Origin of the sequence: Chryseobacterium sp. MFBS3-17 (assembly GCF_020687745.1) — a bacterium.
GTDB lineage: Bacteria > Bacteroidota > Bacteroidia > Flavobacteriales > Weeksellaceae > Marnyiella.
Genome location: NZ_JAJEWK010000001.1, coordinates 13957 through 31288, shown reverse-complemented (window position 1 = coordinate 31288; position 17332 = coordinate 13957). Strand labels below are relative to the sequence as shown.

Genomic DNA, 17332 nt, shown 5'->3' with positions numbered 1-17332 from the left:
GCAAGCCCAGGCTAAGGCAAGCACTTTTCCTGCCCGCTTTTCCACATCCGACAACAACAGCAGTGAAATATCAAGAAAAAATTCTACTTTTGAAGCGTACTGAAAATGGGGAGCTTACAGAGTCACCTACAGGCCATTCACTATAAAATCTGATAAGACGGACCGCAACTTATGAGCCTTTAGACGGCATATTTATTGCAAAACACATGATATAAAATTCTCAAAAGTTTCTTCAGATAAAACAAATCACATCAAAAAATAAAATTATGAAAACAACGAAAACCGCTGAAAAAAAAACAGCAAAAAAGTCCCCTGCAAAAAGCACATCCAGATCTGCAAAAGTAGCAGCCAAGAAAGACGCTGCCAAAAGTCTGAACGATTTATTCGAAGATTGCCTGAAAGATGCTTTATGGGCAGAGAATGCATTGTACAAAGCATTGCCTAAAATGTCTAAAAATGCAACTTCTGCAAAATTAAAAAAAGCACTGGATGACCATCGGGAAGAAACCGGCGAACATATTAAAACGCTGAAAGATGTTTTTAAATCCATCGGTGTAAAAGCCGAAACAGAAAAGTGCGATGCCATGGCCGGAATTCTGGACGAGGGCGAAAGCGTTTTAAAAGAAACCAAAGCCGGAGCGGTGCGTGATGCCGGTATTATCGGCGCTTGCCAGAAATCAGAACATTACGAAATCGCCTCCTACGGAACTATGATTGCGTATGCCAGATTACTGAAACACAACGAGGCTCACAAGATGCTTAAATCCATATTAAAGCAGGAAAAAGACGCCGACAAATTACTTTCCCGCCTGGCTACCAGCGAAATTAATCTGAAAGCCCAATAAGGCAGCCACAAAAGCTTCAACCCTGCCAGTATTAACTATAAAAGCCTCATGATGAGGCTTTTTACGTGTGTGAAAATACCGAATGCAGGGAATAAACATTTGTAGGATGTGTTTAAGTAAGAGATATAATGTATTTTATAATCTTCTGATAGAAATGAGCGAACTATGCCAGTCGCTTGTACCTCTTAAAATTCTCTGCTTGTTCTAACACGTTTTTGTACACATCTTCCTGTGTTATGGGCGGATACCCAAATTCATTAAGTTTCACGATAATATCCATTTTTAATTGTGCTTTAATATCATCACGGTCGATCCAGTCAGGATATTTAGCGGTATTGTCAACAATCTTTTTTATTTCACGAGCCAATTCCAACATCTATAATGCCTCCACCTAATTCATTATATAAATCTCCTAAATCGGTATATCTAAAAACCATTCATTAGATTGTAATCTTCCCCACAAATCGAAACGAATATAAATATAGTTTTTTAATTATAAATTGAACTACATAAGAATAATATGAATCAAAACAAAAACACCCCAAAGTAACCTAAAGCCCCAATAGATATATTTCTAAGTTACTTTAATTTCATTTCGATGGGTTATTACTTTCCGATACAGAATGTAAAAAACTCTTTATTTATGGAGCTTTCCAAGTATTGAGATGTACGAAAGTGGTACAGCATTTATAATTTTATAAATTCAGATTGAATCTTTTCGATAGCTTTAATGGGAATATTTTGCTTTTCGCACAGTGGTTTGAATAATTCGGTAGCTGAAAGCACAGCTTCAATAACTGAATTGGGATTTTTGATGGTGAACTGATCTGCAATTTTCAAAAGATCATCTCGGGTGATATCCGTTCTTTTCCCATTAACAGACATCGCCCTGGAAACTCGGGTGTAGTTTTTTAATGCATCTAATGGATAGGTCAAATCATAAGCTGGTGCCAAATTCCAACGGTCTTTCTCTTTATTATAGATAAAAGAAAAATTCTTCAAATGATCATCAATATTAAAAAACACAATATTGAAAACCATTCTTCTAAATAGCTGTTCAATATCTTTGTGTGGCAACTTGAGATCAACCGCAAGCCTAAATAGATTTTCATAAGATGAATGTTCAGGCTTTTTGAAATCCCAACCCGTCATTCCTGAAGCTGTTAAAATATGGTGCTTCTCCCCTTTTTGCCGATCAAATCGCAAAGTCGCAAAATGCTTATCATCAATTAATTTTGAAGGCATCATTACAATTCCTAAAGATTGAGCGATTTCATAATACACATATTCTACTTTTTCCTTGGAATAACCTTCTTCTGCATCTACAGAAAGCTTGATCAGGTAATGATTGTATTCTTCCGAATATTCCAGATCTCCTGCTTTTAAAACTCCAGTTTCCTTATGTTCTGACACCAAAATTTTAGGTCTGGCTCCACCTGCAGAAGTTCCTATTTTAAAGATATTGAGTAAAGAAATATCGCTTAATCCTTTTTGTTCTACCGAAGTTTTTACATCCAAAACCTTTTTTACGACTTCGGTAATTTCTTCTACATCAATACTTACATCAGAAGAAATCTCTTTAGCCGGAGCAAATTCTAAAGCGCCCATACCTCTTTTACCCACATAGGTAAGCTGCTCCAGCGGTGAAATATTTACAAAATCCTTTTGAGAAGCTTCCAACCATTCTTTAAAAACAATATTCCCAAAATAATCTGGTAAAGAATCTGCAATCATCGGAGGTAAACCTCTAAAAGTTTCTCCCTCAAATTCCGAAAAAACCTGCACGTTTGGACTTCTTCGGATCACATAAGGAAATATTCTTTTGTATAAACCTAATTCCAAAAATTCAGGATTGTATTGAAATGAGGATTTTCTCTGATCTTCATCATAGCCTATTTTACCAACTTCCAATCCATTAAAATGCACTGAAAAAATCTGATTTTTTGCCATAATTAATACATTGATGGATTATCTGTAAGATCATTCGTTTTATCAACAACAAATTGATTCAGCGATTTCATTTCATCAAAATATTGCAAAACCTTTAACAAAGTGTCTAAGGTTGGGTTTTCCCCGTTTTCGAGTTTGGCGATGGTAAATCTTGATAAATCCAATTCCTCCGCTAATTCTTGCCTGGAAAGATTTTGCGCTTTACGCATCTGTCTGCACCATTGCCCTATATTGGTTTTAACCTCTTTAATCGTAATAAAATCGAGCATAAAATGTAGATTATAATAAACAAATATAGTAAAATTTGGCAATAATGATTGTTTTAATGAACATTTAATCAATAATTAGTATAAAAGGAAATTCGCGAAAGTCAAAGCTCTATTGCGCATTTCTAACTTTCAAAATTTTTATCCCAAGAGCATGAATGCTTTCTGTCGTTAAAAGATAAATGATTTATCTAATATTTATGACCTATTCTTCTTGAAATTCTCCGCCTGCTCCAGCACATTCTTATAAACCTCATCCTGCGTAATTGGTGGATAGCCGAACTGGTGAAGTTTGACGATAATTTCCATTTTCAACTGAGCTTTGATATCATCTCTATCGCTCCAGTCGGGAAATTTGGCGGTGTCGTCTACTATCTTTTTGATTTCTCTGGCTAGTTCCAACATTTTGTCTTTATCGAATTCAAAACCGTATTGTTTGCAGACCATATCCAGAATATCATAGAATGCCTTTTCCTCGTAGTCAATTCCTAAGTCTTCAAAAGAAGCCATTTCGCTACGAAGTTTTAAAATCAAGTCGAGAATCTGTTCAGAAGTATCAGCTTGGATGCCGTCATAATCCAAAATATCCAGTTCGCTTCGTTCATTATAATTATTGATGATTTTTTGAAGCCTTTCAGAAAACTCGATGCCTTTTACTTTGTTGACTTTCTTGAAATCTGATATCGCCTGTTTCAATAGTCTTTCAAGGATTTTAATCTTAGTATTCGGCAATTCCAAAGCATTGATTTTCTCGAGGAACTTATCGTTGAACAAATCAATCGCATTGGCTTTGTTGTCGTCCAGTTTAAAAATTTCTTCCACACCTTCTGAAACGATGGCTTCTTCTACCATTTTGCTCACTTTGGCGTTCATCTGTGCGGTGTCTGGCGCTTCACCTTTGGTCAGTTTTACAACAATTGATTTAATGGCAAAGTAGAAATGAATCTCATCGGTTTCTTTTTCATTAAAAATTTCTGCACTGCAAGTCAGGTTGTAGGCCGCTTTCAGTTTTTTAGTCACATCTACAAAGAACTTTTCAGATTGCTCTGTCATCAACACAACTTCAGAAGCGCGGTTCAGACAATTTAACTGTTCAATTGGCGAACCTGTGAAATAATCCGTCTTGTCGAACTGGTAGAAAAACTGTCTCAAAAGTTCCAGTTGATCTTTTACGATGATCACAGCTTTGTCAATGTCTTCAAAATCATCGGCTGCTGTTGTGTTGTTAAACATTCCCAAAGCGTGATTCAGGTTTTTCTTGATGCCAATATAATCCACCACCAATCCTTTGTCTTTCCCTTCAAACTTTCTGTTCACTCGGGAAATGGTCTGGATGAGATTATGCGTCTGCAAAGGTTTATCTATGTAAATCGTATCGAGAAATGGAACATCAAAACCTGTGAGCCACATATCTACCACGATGGCTATTTTGAAGTTGGAATGCATCTGTTTAAACTGTCTGTCCAGTTCCTTTCGGTCTTCTTTTGTTCCGAGAAGATTCCACAGGCTTTCTTCATCATCTTTGCTTCTGGTCATCACCATTTTAATGCGCTCGATGGGCTTAATTTCTTTCTGCTCTTTCTCGCTCAGATGTTCCGAAATGGTTTTCTCATTCCATTCCGGTCTTTGTTGGATGATTTCTTTGAATAATTTATAAGCAATCTCCCGCGAAGCACAAACGAACATTACTTTTCCGGCAACAGTCGCTTTTTCTTCGATTCTTTTTTCATAGTGACTGATAAAATCCTGCGCAATAGCTTCAATTCTTCCAGGATCTCCCAATACAGCTTCCATTTTGGCAATCGCTTTTTGGCTGGCTTCCACGTGGTATTCCGAAGCGCCTTCTGCAACCGCATTTTGATAATACTGTTCAATTTCCACCACTTTAGAATGGTTTAGATTTACTTTTGCAGCACGACCTTCATAAACTAAACGAACTGTGATTTCATCTACCACCGATTCAAACATCGTGTAAGAATCTACCACCGGACCAAAAACATCCAGTGTTTTATCAATCGGTGTTCCTGTAAATCCTACATACGTTGCGTTGGGAAGCGAATCGTGAAGGTATTTGGCAAAACCATAGGATTTTTTCACGCCGTCTTCATCGATGCGGACTTTCAAATCCAGATTGACCTGCGAACGGTGCGCTTCATCGGAAATACAGATGATATTGGTACGGTCGCTCAAAATCTCGCTGTCTTCTGCAAATTTCTGAACAGTGGTCAGAAAAACGCCGCCACTTTCTCTGCCTCGTAATCTTGTGCGAAGATCGGCTCGTGATTCGATGTTAATGATGTTTTCATCACCAATAAAATCTTTGGCATTGGTAAAATCCTTTGATAATTGATCATCCAAATCGGTTCGATCGGAAATAATAATAATTGTTGGGCTTGCGAAATCTGTAGAGCGCATCAACAAACGAGAAAGGTATAACATGGTATAACTCTTTCCACAGCCTGTTGCTCCAAAATAAGTTCCACCTTTACCGTCACCTTCGGGTTTGCGGTGTTTTAGGATATTTTGATACAATTTATTCGCAGCATAATACTGCGGATAACGTGCAAGTATTTTGAGTTCGTTTTTTGAAGTATCAGGAAACAACACAAAATGATGAATAATATCCACCAACCGTTTTTGGTGCAACATTCCATGTACAATAGAAGTGGTCGTTTCTATTCCTGTCAACGCTTTCTTTTCGTCTCCTGTAATTTTGTTCCATCCGTAGTAAAATTCGTAAGGAGAAAATACCGTACCTGATTTATTATTCACCCCATCACTAATCACACAAAACACATTGTACTTCATTAATTCAGGAATATCACGTCGATAACGAATCGTCAACTGTTTATAAGCGTCGTGAATCGTTATTTCTTCTTCAATAGCTGTTTTAAACTCAAAGACTACTACCGGAATGCCATTGATGTACAAAATCAAATCAGGAATACGTAATTCCGTTCCTTGAATTTCTAATTGATTGACAATTTTAAAACTATTCTTGCTTATATCTTTTATATCGATGAATCGAATATGTAAATCTTTCTTAGACGGATTATTGCGTTTGAAAATAAAACCATCCGCCAACAATTTGCAGATGTATTTATTGGATTCATACAAATCAGAAGCCGATTGAAACGCTAATTCATTGACCAAACTTTCCAGTTCAATTTCTTCTAAATCAGGATAACGCTTCAATAAAAACGCACGCAAATCCTCTTTAATCAATACTTCTTGATTTGAGCTTCTTTGCAACTGTTTTCCATCGATGTATTGATAGCCTTCTGTTTCCAAAAGGCTAATAAAAGCTTGTTCTAATTGTGCTTCGGTGTATTTCATAATAACTTTTTCAAGTTGTGTTTTTTGTTTTGGCAATTGAAATAGTAGAACGTGTTACATTTTTTGACTTTTTGTAACATGAAAAAATAACGTGTTACATTTTTTGACATTTTGTAACATGAGAAAATAACGTGTTACAATTTTTAAAGCTACTTAAATAAAGTGATTACTCCTCATTTAATTTATGTAATTGTGTCGCTTCATTTAGAAATTTGTATAACGCTACATTAATATAAAAATTTTCTTTTCCTATTCTTTGAAGATGTAATAAATCTAGTTCTACTAATTGATCTAAATATCTAGAAGCTGTTTGTCTTGATACATTTAAATCAGTTACAACAAATTCAATTTTAGTATAAGGATGCTTAAATAAATTATTGATTAAGTCTTGCGAATAAATCTTAGGTAATTCGGAACGGATTTTCTCTTTATACTGTTGCATCAATGCTTTTATTCCCTTAATAATCTGAATAGTCTGGATAGAGGTTTTTTCAATAGCGTCAAGCATAAAAAGAATCCAATCTTCCCATTCATTAGTATCTCTTGTATGTTGAAGTAAACGATAATATTCTGCCTTATTTTGATTAATATATCGACTTAAATATAATATAGGAAGATGGAGTAGATTTTCCTTTACCATATACAAAATATTGATAATTCTTCCTGTCCTTCCATTACCATCGTAAAAGGGATGAATACTTTCAAACTGATGATGAATGATAGCAAGTTTAATTAAAGGATCCAAATCGGATAATTCAGAATCATTAATAAATGTTTCCAAATTATTCATGTGTTCGTTAATCTCTCGAAAACTTTGTGGAGGGGTGTATATTATTTCTTGGGTTTGATCATTTTTAAGAGATGTTCCAGGAACTTTTCTAAATCCAGTCCTAGTTTCCTCTAAAACAGAGTGAATTTCAATTATATTATTAGAGGTTAACAAACCTGTTTTCTTCACTAATTCAAATCCAAATTTCAAGGAATTCGAGTAATTATAAACCTCTTTAGCAGCCACGCTTGTAAATTGTTTGGCTAAAGAATCACTACTAAATAGTTCATCATGCGTAGTGATAATATTCTCTATTGCCGAACTATCTTTCGCTTCTTGTAACGAAAGCGTGTTTAATATAATCTGTTCATTAGGTATTGTTTCTGATACACCATTTAATTCCGCAAGTGCTTTATTGGCTGCAATCACCATTTTGAAAACTTTTTTAGTTTCCAAATCAATTGTTAATGGCAGTGTAGGAATAGTATAGTTAGTCATGTTTCATTAAATTTTTATTACTTTCTGAATCCAAACCGGTGCATATTTTACCTGCTTTTGGACCACTTGAGAGTCGAGCTGCACTACAGAAGGCTTTATTTTTTCTATAAATTCTTCGGTTACGTTGTTTTGGCCCACCTCTTTAAACGCTTGCACGATCAAATGCAACAATTCATCTTTTATCGCAAAACTTTTAGGAACCGTTTTTTTGAACTGAATGGTACGGTTTCCTATTTTAATTTCTCGTTGCGAACCATCGGACAAATACACCGCTTTTAGTGGTACTTGCGTAGTAAGTCCCAACAAATACAAAGCGAATACACCTGTTGGAGCAATTCGTGCTTTGTCGCGTTGTGCTATTTGCTTGGCTATTTCTTCTGTAGTAGGATAAAGGGTACCTAACAACGGATCTTTTTTGGGTTTTAGATAAATGCCTTGAGCCAAACGTTCTAATATACCTTCATTGACCAAACGAAAAAGCGTTAAACGAATATTACCTGGTGAACCATACGTATAGAAATCTTCAGCGAAAAATATTTCTCCTAATGATGATTTTAAAATCTTTGTTTCTATTTGATTTTTAGATGATTTCACTTTGTTTTATCTTTTTATTTTGTAACAAATTTAGTGAAAATTTGTTACAAAATTACTTTTGTGTTTTTTGGTTTTAAAAGGCTTATAAACTTTGTTTGTATGTGATTAGATGTGTTTTATAATTATTTAAGTAACACAAGAAAATCTAACAATTCTTCTTCAACTACTTCTTGCCATTCTTCATCAGTCATATTTTCGAAAACTTTGAAATTGTTTTTTTCTTTAATATTCTTATTTCCTAGTTCTTTTTCAGCAATAACATTTTTAATAATAGTTCTTACATTATCCTCTGGTTGAAAATCAGGAAAAGTTCCTCCTTCACACTCATATACTCTTTCAATACATCTTGGATGATAGTAATTTTCAATACAACTTCGGAAAACTACATACGCATGTGCATTTTCTTTTCGATTGATATAATCTTGTGCTTTATGATTTTGTTCATCTTGTTTATTCTGTTGCTTATCACTATCAATTAATAAAAACAACTTACGTCCAGAATTATCAAAATAATCAATATTTAAAAAGCTATCTATATCCGTACCACCACCAAATGGTAACACCAAGATTTTAGGGTTTCCAATCAAATTAAAATCTAATAGTTTACGGCAAATTATGTCATAAAACTTCATATCATTTGTACTTTCTACAAATAAGATACTTTCATGATTATCTCTTAAATTAAAAGAAGGTTTAATTCCTAGTTCATCGATAATTTTAAACAAAAAGTCTCGTTCATTTCCTGAAACAGTATTTTCATAATTTGATTGAGTATCTTTTGTACATAAAACAACGCCTTCAATATGTGTTGCACCTGCAAATACTGGTGAGTGAGTGGTTGTAATTACTTGATTATCATTTGATAATTCTTTTAAGGCGTTTAATAAATCTTGTTGAGCCGTTGGATGTAAAAATGTTTCAGGTTCTTCTATTAAATAAATTATATTATTTCCTTTGCTTTTCTGTGCTAAATATCTAAATCTAGCAACCATAAATAATCTCCGATAACCCGTACCTTTATGTGTCATTGGGATGAATTTATCATCACCTGTGAATTGAAAAGAAACATCAACGCTTTTGATAGCATCTTTCCAAGCAACATTCGGACTAATATCAATATCTAATAAATTAGAAGCATATTCTTGCATATAGAATTTAAGAATATCAGCTTCTTTTTTCATTTCAGTATTAATTTCATCCTTGAAAATTTGTAGCCTAGCTTCGGCAAGATTAAAATATTCTTCAATTTCTGTTACCGTAGCAGTTTTAAATTTAGTGTCCGCTTCCAGACCATAATCTGCTTTGAACATTTCTACTTCTGGAAATAATGATGAAATCTTCATATCATCAGGAATCCAAAAATTAGCTCGAGGCTCATCTTTAAAATGCTCCTTTATAAATTTTATTTTCTCAGCTTTAGAATTTCTTCCTTTACCATCTACTGGAATTACAATTCCAAATTTTTCTACAATTGCTGTGATTTCTTCATCAGATTTAAAATATAAACCTTGAATTTCAGAATTTTCAAAATCATTAATTAGAATATGCTCTTCACTCCAAGATTTTCCGATATTATATGCTATTCTTTTATAAATAATAGAATTATCGAAAATCAAATCATTAATAAATTCATCTAGCCCTTCAGTCTTCTTTACTTTTGATTTTACCTTTGTTTCAAGTAAATCAGAAATTGAATCTGAACACAATTGAAATTCAAACTCAATTGGTTTAATTAAATAATTAAAATCTGTTTGTGTTATGGTGAAACTTTTAATGTCTAAAAATGTTGCAATTGCATTTAATACTATAGTTTTACCAGCATCATTTTTACCAACTACTGATGAAAATCTAGCAAGATTTATTGAGCGCGTTTCTTTTACTCCTCGATAATTAGTTATTTTTAAGTTAGAAATATACATAATTCATAGTGTTTCCTTTGGTTATTAGTATTTTTAGTTTACCCCTCCAACGTTGCCAAGCGACTTAACAACAATGATTGAAGTTGGGAGTGTTTTGTATTTTTTACCCAAAGAAGCAATGGAACTGATCTTCTTTTATAATCGCTAATAAATCTTGTAAATTATCAGCAATTGGGTGTGGATCGTACAACTCCCATTTACCTGAAGCACGCATCCAATACAGTTTCCATTCATTTGTGGTTTTTGTATAGCGAATTTTAGCAAATTCTGATTGGATTAGTTCGTTCGGATTATTCCAAAATGGACGAATCGTATATAAAATGGCAGTATTCTTTTCCCAAGAATACCCAAAGTCTAATTGTTTGCGTATCTCGTGATCTTCTGGTCGTAAGCCTTCTACAAATTGTTTAATATATGCTTCGCTAATACTAATTTCTTTTCCCATTTGTGTTGATTTTTATAGTAGTTTTAGTTTACCACTCCAACGTTGCCAAGCGACTTAACAACAATGATTGTAGTTGTGTGAGTTTTTCAGTTTGTGAACTAATAATTAATTTCATTTTTATTAAATCTTTGCAGTAATTATGATAACTTTTTAAGATTTCTTCGTTAGGTTTTACAATCGAGATATTTAATATTTGCTTATCGCTGACATTTGCCTGTGCACTATCACCTCCTACATTTTGAATTTCATAGTTAAACCAATCTTGACATAAGGAAAAATATAAATATGATTTGTAATATTTATTTATCAAATTAAAAAGACCAACACGCTGATTAATTAAGTATTCCTTAAAATCTCCGATAATTAATCCAATTTTTCCGATTGTCGCCCCTGTCATTGCAATAACAATATCGCCATAATCTCCCTTATTGATATTATTTAATTTATGAACATCTGATATAAAACCCAATTCTTTTAATTGAACATATCCATTTTGAATAGATCCAATTTTAATGACGGGAAGACCCTTTTCTTCCCACCAATCACTTTTAAAAGCATACCCATTTTTTATTTTAGCAAAGTTCTTTATTTTTCCAACTTCCCACCCCTCCGGTATCTCCTTCCCGAGCTCCTCACTCCAAACCATTGTACCGCCGGAAGATTTATAAACTTTTCCCTCTTCATTTGGAAACTCAAAATCCACAAACCAATATTTATACAAAGCCTGCGCAGTCGCTTCCAGTTTTTCGCAAATCTGCTCGTTCACTTTTATTTTGTTGGCTATGCTTTGGTATTGCGCTACAATTTGTCGCTGTTCTTCGATCGAAGGAACTTTTATTTCAATCGACTTTAAGGCATCTAAATGAAGACCTCCTCTTACATCCGCATCTGTGTAGAACCAACATTGTCTGTCAAATTCTTTACGTCTGAACCATAACATTAGATATTCTGGCAAAACGTCAGAGGTTATAACTTCAAAAACATCATACGCTGGAGAAACAATAAAATTATAATCAAAAGTTGACATCGAAATAGGCAGTCTTTCATCACGACCAACGTGCATTCTGTTACAGGCAAATTGGTGTCTTTCTACAACTTTATACTTCTTTAAATCAACACCAATAATATTGGCAACAGATGGCATAAAAAATTTATCAATATTAATCCCAAATAATACCGTTGCATTTCCATCAGTATTTTTGTTACTGACAAATTTTACTAAATCGCCCAACTTTCTATAACTCATATCCCAAAGTTTTAAAAACATTGGAAACCTCTTCTTTCAACTGACTTTCCTGCTGAAACAAATCTTTCAAATCTGCCTGCAAACTTTTCATCTGCTCAGCAAAATCCAGACTTTCATCTCGGTTTACGAATTCAATGTATTTACTCGGCACCAATGAATAATCTTTCTTACGGATCTCTTCCAGACTGGCACTGTAAGAATATTCAGGAATATCCTCATAGGTGTCTTTCCAGTCTTGCTGTTGCCAGTTATGATAATGAGTGGCTATTTCAGTAATCTCTTCCTCGCCAAACTGAATATATTTCTTTTCAAACGGCTCACCTTTCTGACGAAGATCCATAAACAGCACTTCGCCTTTTCGGTCACGGTAATTTTTTACACCATCGTTCACTTCAAAAGTTCGCTCATTTTTATTGCGGTTCAGAATCCAAAGTGTGACCGAAATATTGGTAGAATAAAACATATCTTGTGGTAAAATCACAACGGCTTCTACCAAATCATTTTCAATAATCTGTTTCCGGATTTTATATTCTTCGCCACCACCACTCAAAGCACCGTTTGCCAAAATAAATCCGGCAACGCCATTCTGAGAGAGTTTAGAAATCATATTCAGAATCCACGCATAGTTGGCATTGGATTTTGGAGGTACTTCATAACCTGCCCATCTCGGGTCATTGGTCAGCTCGTTTTCTGCACGCCAGTCTTTTAAATTAAAAGGCGGGTTTGCCATAATGTAGTCGGCTTTGAGATCTTTGTGCTGGTCGTCGCCAAAAGTATCTGCGGCTTTGTTCCCCAGATTAGAAGAAATCCCACGGATGGCAAGGTTCATCTTCGCCAATTTGTAGGTGGTATTGGTAAGCTCCTGACCGTAGATAGAAATGTCTTTTTTGTTCCCTTTATGCTTCTCAATAAACTTCAGCGACTGTACAAACATCCCACCCGAACCACAGGAAGGGTCATAGATTTTCCCTTTGTACGGTTCTATCATTTCAGCAATCAGATTAACAATCGATTTCGGGGTATAGAATTCCCCTTTTCCTTTCCCTTCGGCAATGGCAAATTTGCTCAGGAAATATTCGTACACACGTCCTACGATATCGTGCGCCTCGTCTTTCAAGGTATCAATATTGTTAATGGTATCTAACAAAGCAGAGAACTTAGACTGATCCAGCCCAAGACGTGAAAAATAATTGTCTGGCAATGCACCTTCCAGAGATTTGTTGGTACGCTCAATGGTTTTCAGGGCAGAATCTACAATCAGGGTAATATTTTCCTGCTTGGCATTTTCCATAATGAAAGTCCAGCGCGATTCTTCAGGAAGATAAAACACATTTTCCGCCTGATAAAATTCGGGAATTTCTAAGAAGGCTTGTTTACCTTCTGCAATCAATTCTTCTCTACGTTTGATGAATTTATCACTCGCAAATTTTAAGAAGATTAAACTCAGTACAACATGCTTGTATTCTGAAGGTTCTACAGAACCACGTAATTTATTTGCGGAATCCCAAAGGATTTCTTCTGTGCTTTTCGCAGGTAGCTTTTTCGCCATATTTTTATAAAATCGTAATCTTTCAAAAATAAGGAAAAAACATTGAAAATTTCTTTATTTAATTAACAAAAGAAATCAAAGCATAATAAAAGAAATATCTGATTATATTACGTTTGGGAATTTAATATAATTACTATGTGAGTATATCTCTAAAACTTAAAATTCACCTAGATTTTTAAGGAAATTTATCAAATCAATTATATGTTTTAATATCTTTGTTCAAGAAAAATAAAATCAACGTAACAGCGTAAGCTATCGTTTTGGACAAAGAAAACCGCGAATTTTCAAAACAATCCAAATTCGATATGCTTACGTCCGTGCCTTATATCGGCGTGGGCTGTAAGTCATATCTGGATTGTGGGTTTTCGCAGACCTCTGTAACGGATTGGCTTCAGTTCCACGCTTTCTTTATTTTTGGCTGTGCTTCTACAAAACTGTAGACTGTAAATCAAACAAAAGAAACTAAAGGAAAACAAATTTATTTGCCGATACAAAACTTCGAGAAAATATTGCCCAGCACTTCGTCATTGGTGAACTCGCCGGAGATTTCGCCCAGATACTCCAGGGCATACCGCAACTCGTAGGCCAGCAATTCGGTGTGGAAACTCTGCGCTATGGCCGACTTCACTCGGCGCACAGACTCCAGTGATTTCTGAAGGGCTTCAAAATGCCGCTGATTGGTAATCACTACCTGATCCTCACCGCCTTGCAACTGCTGAATATAATCTTCCAGCACCTCCAAAACCCGCTCTATGCCCGTCCCTTGCTTCGCCGAAATCCGGATCATACCGGTGGTGTACCCGGGGCTAAGTTCAGATTTCAGCCTCTCGTCAAACGCATCGGATGTTTCACTGCTCAGATCAGATTTATTGTGCACCAGCACCATGCTCAGGTCGTCGCGGTAAAATTCTTTCACAAAGGCAATGACCTCTTCCGGGGTAGAGTCAAACGCATCATACAGATAAAGCAGAATTTTGGCGGTGGCAATTTTCTCCTTGGCCTTCCGTACGCCAATTTCCTCTATGGTATCGGTCGTCTCGCGGATTCCGGCGGTATCAATGAACCGGAAGGCATTACCTTTTATATGCAGCACTTCCTCTATGGTATCGCGGGTGGTTCCGGCAATATCCGAAACAATGGCGCGTTCCTCCTTCAGCAGGGCATTCAGCAGCGTAGATTTCCCTGCATTGGGTTTGCCGATGATGGCCACATCTACCCCATTTTTGATGGCATTTCCGTACTGAAAAGAATCGGTGAGCGAGCGCAGTTTGTCTTCTATGCGGTCCAGCAGCATGTTCAGTGCACTGCGGTCGGCAAATTCCACATCTTCTTCGGCAAAATCCAGCTCCAGTTCCACCAGTGAGGTAAAATTCAGCAAATCGCCTCGCAATATAGAGATTTCCTGGGTAATCCCGCCCTTCAGCTGGTTCAGAGCCACCTTTCGGGAGGCTTCGTTTTCAGAAGCAATCAGATCAGCTACAGATTCGGCCTGACTCAGGTCTATACGGCCGTTCATGAAGGCACGCAGGGTAAATTCTCCTGCTTTGGCCATGCGACAACCGTTCCGGGTGAGCACCTCCAGAATTTTCCCGGCAATATGCGGCGACCCGTGAAACGAAATTTCCACAGAATCCTCCGTAGTAAAGGTTTTTGGGGCACGAAAAACCGACACCATCACCTCATCAATCACCTCTTCCTGTAAATCTCCCGGTTCGGTAATAAATCCGTAATGCACCGTATGGCTGGGCACCTGCGTGAGATCTTTCCCCTTAAAAACGTGGTTCACAATCTCCATGGCCCGGTCTCCAGAAACCCGGATAATCCCTATAGCGCCCATGCCGTTGGCCGTAGCCAGTGCGCAAATCGTATCTTGATTCATGCTGCAAAAGTACGTCTTTTTATGATGAATCGGGAGCCGGGAACCTGCTCTCCGCTACTACTCCTCCAGATCGCCCGCGGCTTTCAGCCGCGGGCGATCTGTGCGGGGTAACCGCTGCGATCAGGGCTAGGGGTTTACACCTTATCCATACGATTCCTCTTCCTTACACTCCTTTTCCTATCTCCCCTTCTCCCAGTCTCCCTTCTCTAAATCGCCTTCGTCTGCTCCAGGAACCACGCTTTCACGTCGCCTTCCAGATGCTTGCCCAGTTTTTCTTCGCACAAAGCATGGTAGTGGTTCAGCCAGTCAATTTCTTCCGGCAAGAGCAGGTCGCGGACAATCAGATCCGTGGAAAACGGACAGAATGTGAGGGTTTCAAATTCATAAAACTGCCCGAAATTGGTTTTCTCTGCTTCTTTTACTGCAATAAGATTTTCCAGACGGATTCCATATTCATAATCCAGGTAGAAACCGGGTTCATTGGAAACGACCATGCCCGGCAATAATTCCTGTGGATTCATATCCTTGCGGATGTTCTGCGGACCTTCATGCACATTCATGAAACTGCCCACACCATGCCCCGTACCGTGGTTATAATCTCTGCCGCGGAGCCAGAGCGGCATTCTGGCGAAGGCATCCAGCTGTACCCCGCGCGTTCCCTTCGGGAATTTCACCATAGAAAGGCGGATCATGCCCTGCAGCACCAGCGTATAGTTTTCTTTAAACTCGTCCGAAGCATCACCCAAAGCCAGAGTACGTGTAATATCAGTAGTTCCCTCCAGGTACTGTCCGCCGGAATCTATCAGAATTGTAGCTTCATTGGTCACCTCTTTGCTGCCTTCTTCGGGTGCAGAATAATGCATAATAGCACCATTGTCTTTATACCCCACAATACTTCCGAAGCTTTCGCCCACGAAATTTTGCTGCGCAGCACGGAATCCCCTCAGTTTCTGGCCTATGGAATACTCCGTCATCGGCTCCTTGCCGGCTTGGTGTTTCAGCCAGTACAGGAAATTCACCATTGCTACCCCGTCACGCTCCATCACCGTGCGGAATCCCGCCAGTTCGGCTTCATTTTTCTGTGCTTTCATCAGGTTTCCGGGAACCGGTGCTTTGATGAAGGTGTTTTTATCTTTTAGGGTCTCAAAAATGGATTGGTTATTGTTGGGCGACACCAGTATTTTCTGATCTTCATATCTGGCCAGATAGGCATAAAATTCTTCGTACGGCAATACGCTGATTTCCGCATCTTTCAATTGCTCCTCCGCATCTGCCGTCAGTTTTTCACCATCCACAAAAAGAACGGCATTATCCATGGACAGCACTATATATCCCAGGAACACCGGATTGGCTTCCACATCGCTTCCACGCAGGTTCAGGGTCCAGGCCACATCGTCCAGCGAAGAAATGACATGCACATCTGCCCCTTGTTCTGCCATTTTCTCACGAATGGCGGCCAGTTTTTCAGTCACTGCTTTTCCGGCCCGCTCTACCGGGTGTACAAATACCGGATTTTTTACCGCACCGTCATTTCTATTGGTCCACACTTCCTGAAGCAAAGGCATATCTACCACTTCAATATCATGCGGAGTCAGTTTCTGCTGCAGTTCTTCCCAGCTGGCATGGGAGGTTGCAATGGCATTTACAGCCACCTTACCACCTTCGGGAAGCTGAGCGATAATCCAGTCGGTATAGGCCGGAGTAGACTCCTCACCCATCTTCATCAGATCTATACCGGAACCTTCAAGCTCTATCGCAGCCTGCACAAAATACCGCCCGTCTGTCCACAGTCCGGCTTTATCCCGGGTAAAAACCACGAAACCTGCGGATCCTGTAAATCCGGAAATCCATTTCCGTTCCTGCCATTCTACCGGCAGATACTCGCTCATATGGGGATCTGCTGAGTAAACAATGAAGGCATCTATATGGTTATCGTTCATTTTTAGGCGCAGGGCCTGTACTTTTTCGGATGTTGTCATGTGTAAAATTTTAAAGACCGAAAGTTACGAAATAAAGAAAAACTGTCCGCCGGATTG

13 protein-coding genes are annotated in these 17332 nt (G+C 37.5%); 1 reads left to right on the top strand and 12 read right to left on the bottom strand.

Annotated features, from left to right (window positions below; genetic code table 11):
• Nucleotides 1–266: 266 nt before the first annotated feature.
• On the top strand, nt 267–845 hold the full coding sequence (locus LKO26_RS00130; protein WP_227585768.1) for a ferritin-like domain-containing protein: 579 nt from the start codon (nt 267–269) through the stop codon (nt 843–845).
• Between the two features lie 163 nt (nt 846–1008).
• On the opposite strand, the gene LKO26_RS12785 is transcribed toward LKO26_RS00130, so the two are convergent.
• The 12 genes from LKO26_RS12785 to LKO26_RS00070 all read right to left on the bottom strand — a co-directional run bounded on the left by LKO26_RS12785 (nt 1009) and on the right by LKO26_RS00070 (nt 17275).
• Nucleotides 1009–1221, bottom strand: coding sequence for a type I restriction enzyme endonuclease domain-containing protein (locus LKO26_RS12785; protein WP_227585767.1), 213 nt, complete (start codon nt 1219–1221; stop codon nt 1009–1011).
• 311 nt (nt 1222–1532) lie between these two features.
• Nucleotides 1533–2795 (bottom strand): type II toxin-antitoxin system HipA family toxin, encoded by a 1263-nt coding sequence (locus LKO26_RS00120; RefSeq protein ID WP_227585766.1) that lies wholly within the window; start codon nt 2793–2795, stop codon nt 1533–1535.
• A 2-nt stretch (nt 2796–2797) separates the two neighbouring features.
• Nucleotides 2798–3064, bottom strand: coding sequence for a helix-turn-helix domain-containing protein (locus LKO26_RS00115; protein ID WP_227585765.1), 267 nt, complete (start codon nt 3062–3064; stop codon nt 2798–2800).
• Between the two features lie 195 nt (nt 3065–3259).
• A complete protein-coding gene (locus LKO26_RS00110; RefSeq protein ID WP_227585764.1) occupies nt 3260–6397 on the bottom strand; it encodes a type I restriction endonuclease subunit R in 3138 nt (1045 codons plus the stop codon).
• A gap of 166 nt (nt 6398–6563) precedes the next feature.
• Nucleotides 6564–7664: a Fic family protein gene (locus LKO26_RS00105; protein WP_227585763.1), complete on the bottom strand. Its 1101-nt coding sequence runs from the start codon at nt 7662–7664 to the stop codon at nt 6564–6566.
• 6 nt (nt 7665–7670) lie between these two features.
• Nucleotides 7671–8258, bottom strand: coding sequence for a DUF6088 family protein (locus tag LKO26_RS00100; protein WP_227585762.1), 588 nt, complete (start codon nt 8256–8258; stop codon nt 7671–7673).
• A gap of 122 nt (nt 8259–8380) precedes the next feature.
• A complete protein-coding gene (locus tag LKO26_RS00095) occupies nt 8381–10177 on the bottom strand; it encodes an AAA family ATPase (protein ID WP_227585761.1) in 1797 nt (598 codons plus the stop codon).
• Nucleotides 10178–10280: 103 nt separating this feature from the next.
• The gene (locus tag LKO26_RS00090) at nt 10281–10622 is read right to left on the bottom strand and encodes a DUF3024 domain-containing protein (protein ID WP_227585760.1); all 342 of its coding nucleotides are present in this window, start codon (nt 10620–10622) and stop codon (nt 10281–10283) included.
• 28 nt (nt 10623–10650) lie between these two features.
• The gene (locus LKO26_RS00085; RefSeq protein ID WP_227585759.1) at nt 10651–11868 is read right to left on the bottom strand and encodes a restriction endonuclease subunit S; all 1218 of its coding nucleotides are present in this window, start codon (nt 11866–11868) and stop codon (nt 10651–10653) included.
• Nucleotides 11858–13417 carry a type I restriction-modification system subunit M gene (locus LKO26_RS00080; RefSeq protein WP_227585758.1) on the bottom strand — a complete coding sequence of 520 codons (1560 nt, stop codon included), beginning with the start codon at nt 13415–13417 and terminating at the stop codon, nt 11858–11860. The genes LKO26_RS00085 and LKO26_RS00080 overlap by 11 nt, the downstream gene beginning before the upstream one ends.
• A gap of 478 nt (nt 13418–13895) precedes the next feature.
• Nucleotides 13896–15296, bottom strand: a complete 1401-nt coding sequence (gene mnmE / locus LKO26_RS00075) for a tRNA uridine-5-carboxymethylaminomethyl(34) synthesis GTPase MnmE (protein ID WP_227585757.1) — start codon at nt 15294–15296, stop codon at nt 13896–13898.
• Nucleotides 15297–15502: 206 nt separating this feature from the next.
• On the bottom strand, nt 15503–17275 hold the full coding sequence (locus LKO26_RS00070) for an aminopeptidase P family protein (RefSeq protein ID WP_227585756.1): 1773 nt from the start codon (nt 17273–17275) through the stop codon (nt 15503–15505).
• Between the last annotated feature and the right edge of the window lie 57 nt (nt 17276–17332).

Bases quoted from the DNA above. Each gene is read 5' to 3' on its own strand.
- LKO26_RS12785 (WP_227585767.1), bottom strand. From the start codon at position 1,221: ATGTTGGAATTGGCTCGTGAAATAAAAAAGATTGTTGACAATACCGCT.
- mnmE (WP_227585757.1), bottom strand. From the start codon at position 15,296: ATGAATCAAGATACGATTTGCGCACTGGCTACGGCCAACGGCATGGGC.
- LKO26_RS00095 (WP_227585761.1), bottom strand. From the start codon at position 10,177: ATGTATATTTCTAACTTAAAAATAACTAATTATCGAGGAGTAAAAGAA.
- LKO26_RS00070 (WP_227585756.1), bottom strand. From the start codon at position 17,275: ATGACAACATCCGAAAAAGTACAGGCCCTGCGCCTAAAAATGAACGAT.
- LKO26_RS00090 (WP_227585760.1), bottom strand. From the start codon at position 10,622: ATGGGAAAAGAAATTAGTATTAGCGAAGCATATATTAAACAATTTGTA.
- LKO26_RS00115 (WP_227585765.1), bottom strand. From the start codon at position 3,064: ATGCTCGATTTTATTACGATTAAAGAGGTTAAAACCAATATAGGGCAA.
- LKO26_RS00085 (WP_227585759.1), bottom strand. From the start codon at position 11,868: ATGAGTTATAGAAAGTTGGGCGATTTAGTAAAATTTGTCAGTAACAAA.
- LKO26_RS00130 (WP_227585768.1), top strand. From the start codon at position 267: ATGAAAACAACGAAAACCGCTGAAAAAAAAACAGCAAAAAAGTCCCCT.
- LKO26_RS00105 (WP_227585763.1), bottom strand. From the start codon at position 7,664: ATGACTAACTATACTATTCCTACACTGCCATTAACAATTGATTTGGAA.
- LKO26_RS00120 (WP_227585766.1), bottom strand. From the start codon at position 2,795: ATGGCAAAAAATCAGATTTTTTCAGTGCATTTTAATGGATTGGAAGTT.
- LKO26_RS00110 (WP_227585764.1), bottom strand. From the start codon at position 6,397: ATGAAATACACCGAAGCACAATTAGAACAAGCTTTTATTAGCCTTTTG.
- LKO26_RS00080 (WP_227585758.1), bottom strand. From the start codon at position 13,417: ATGGCGAAAAAGCTACCTGCGAAAAGCACAGAAGAAATCCTTTGGGAT.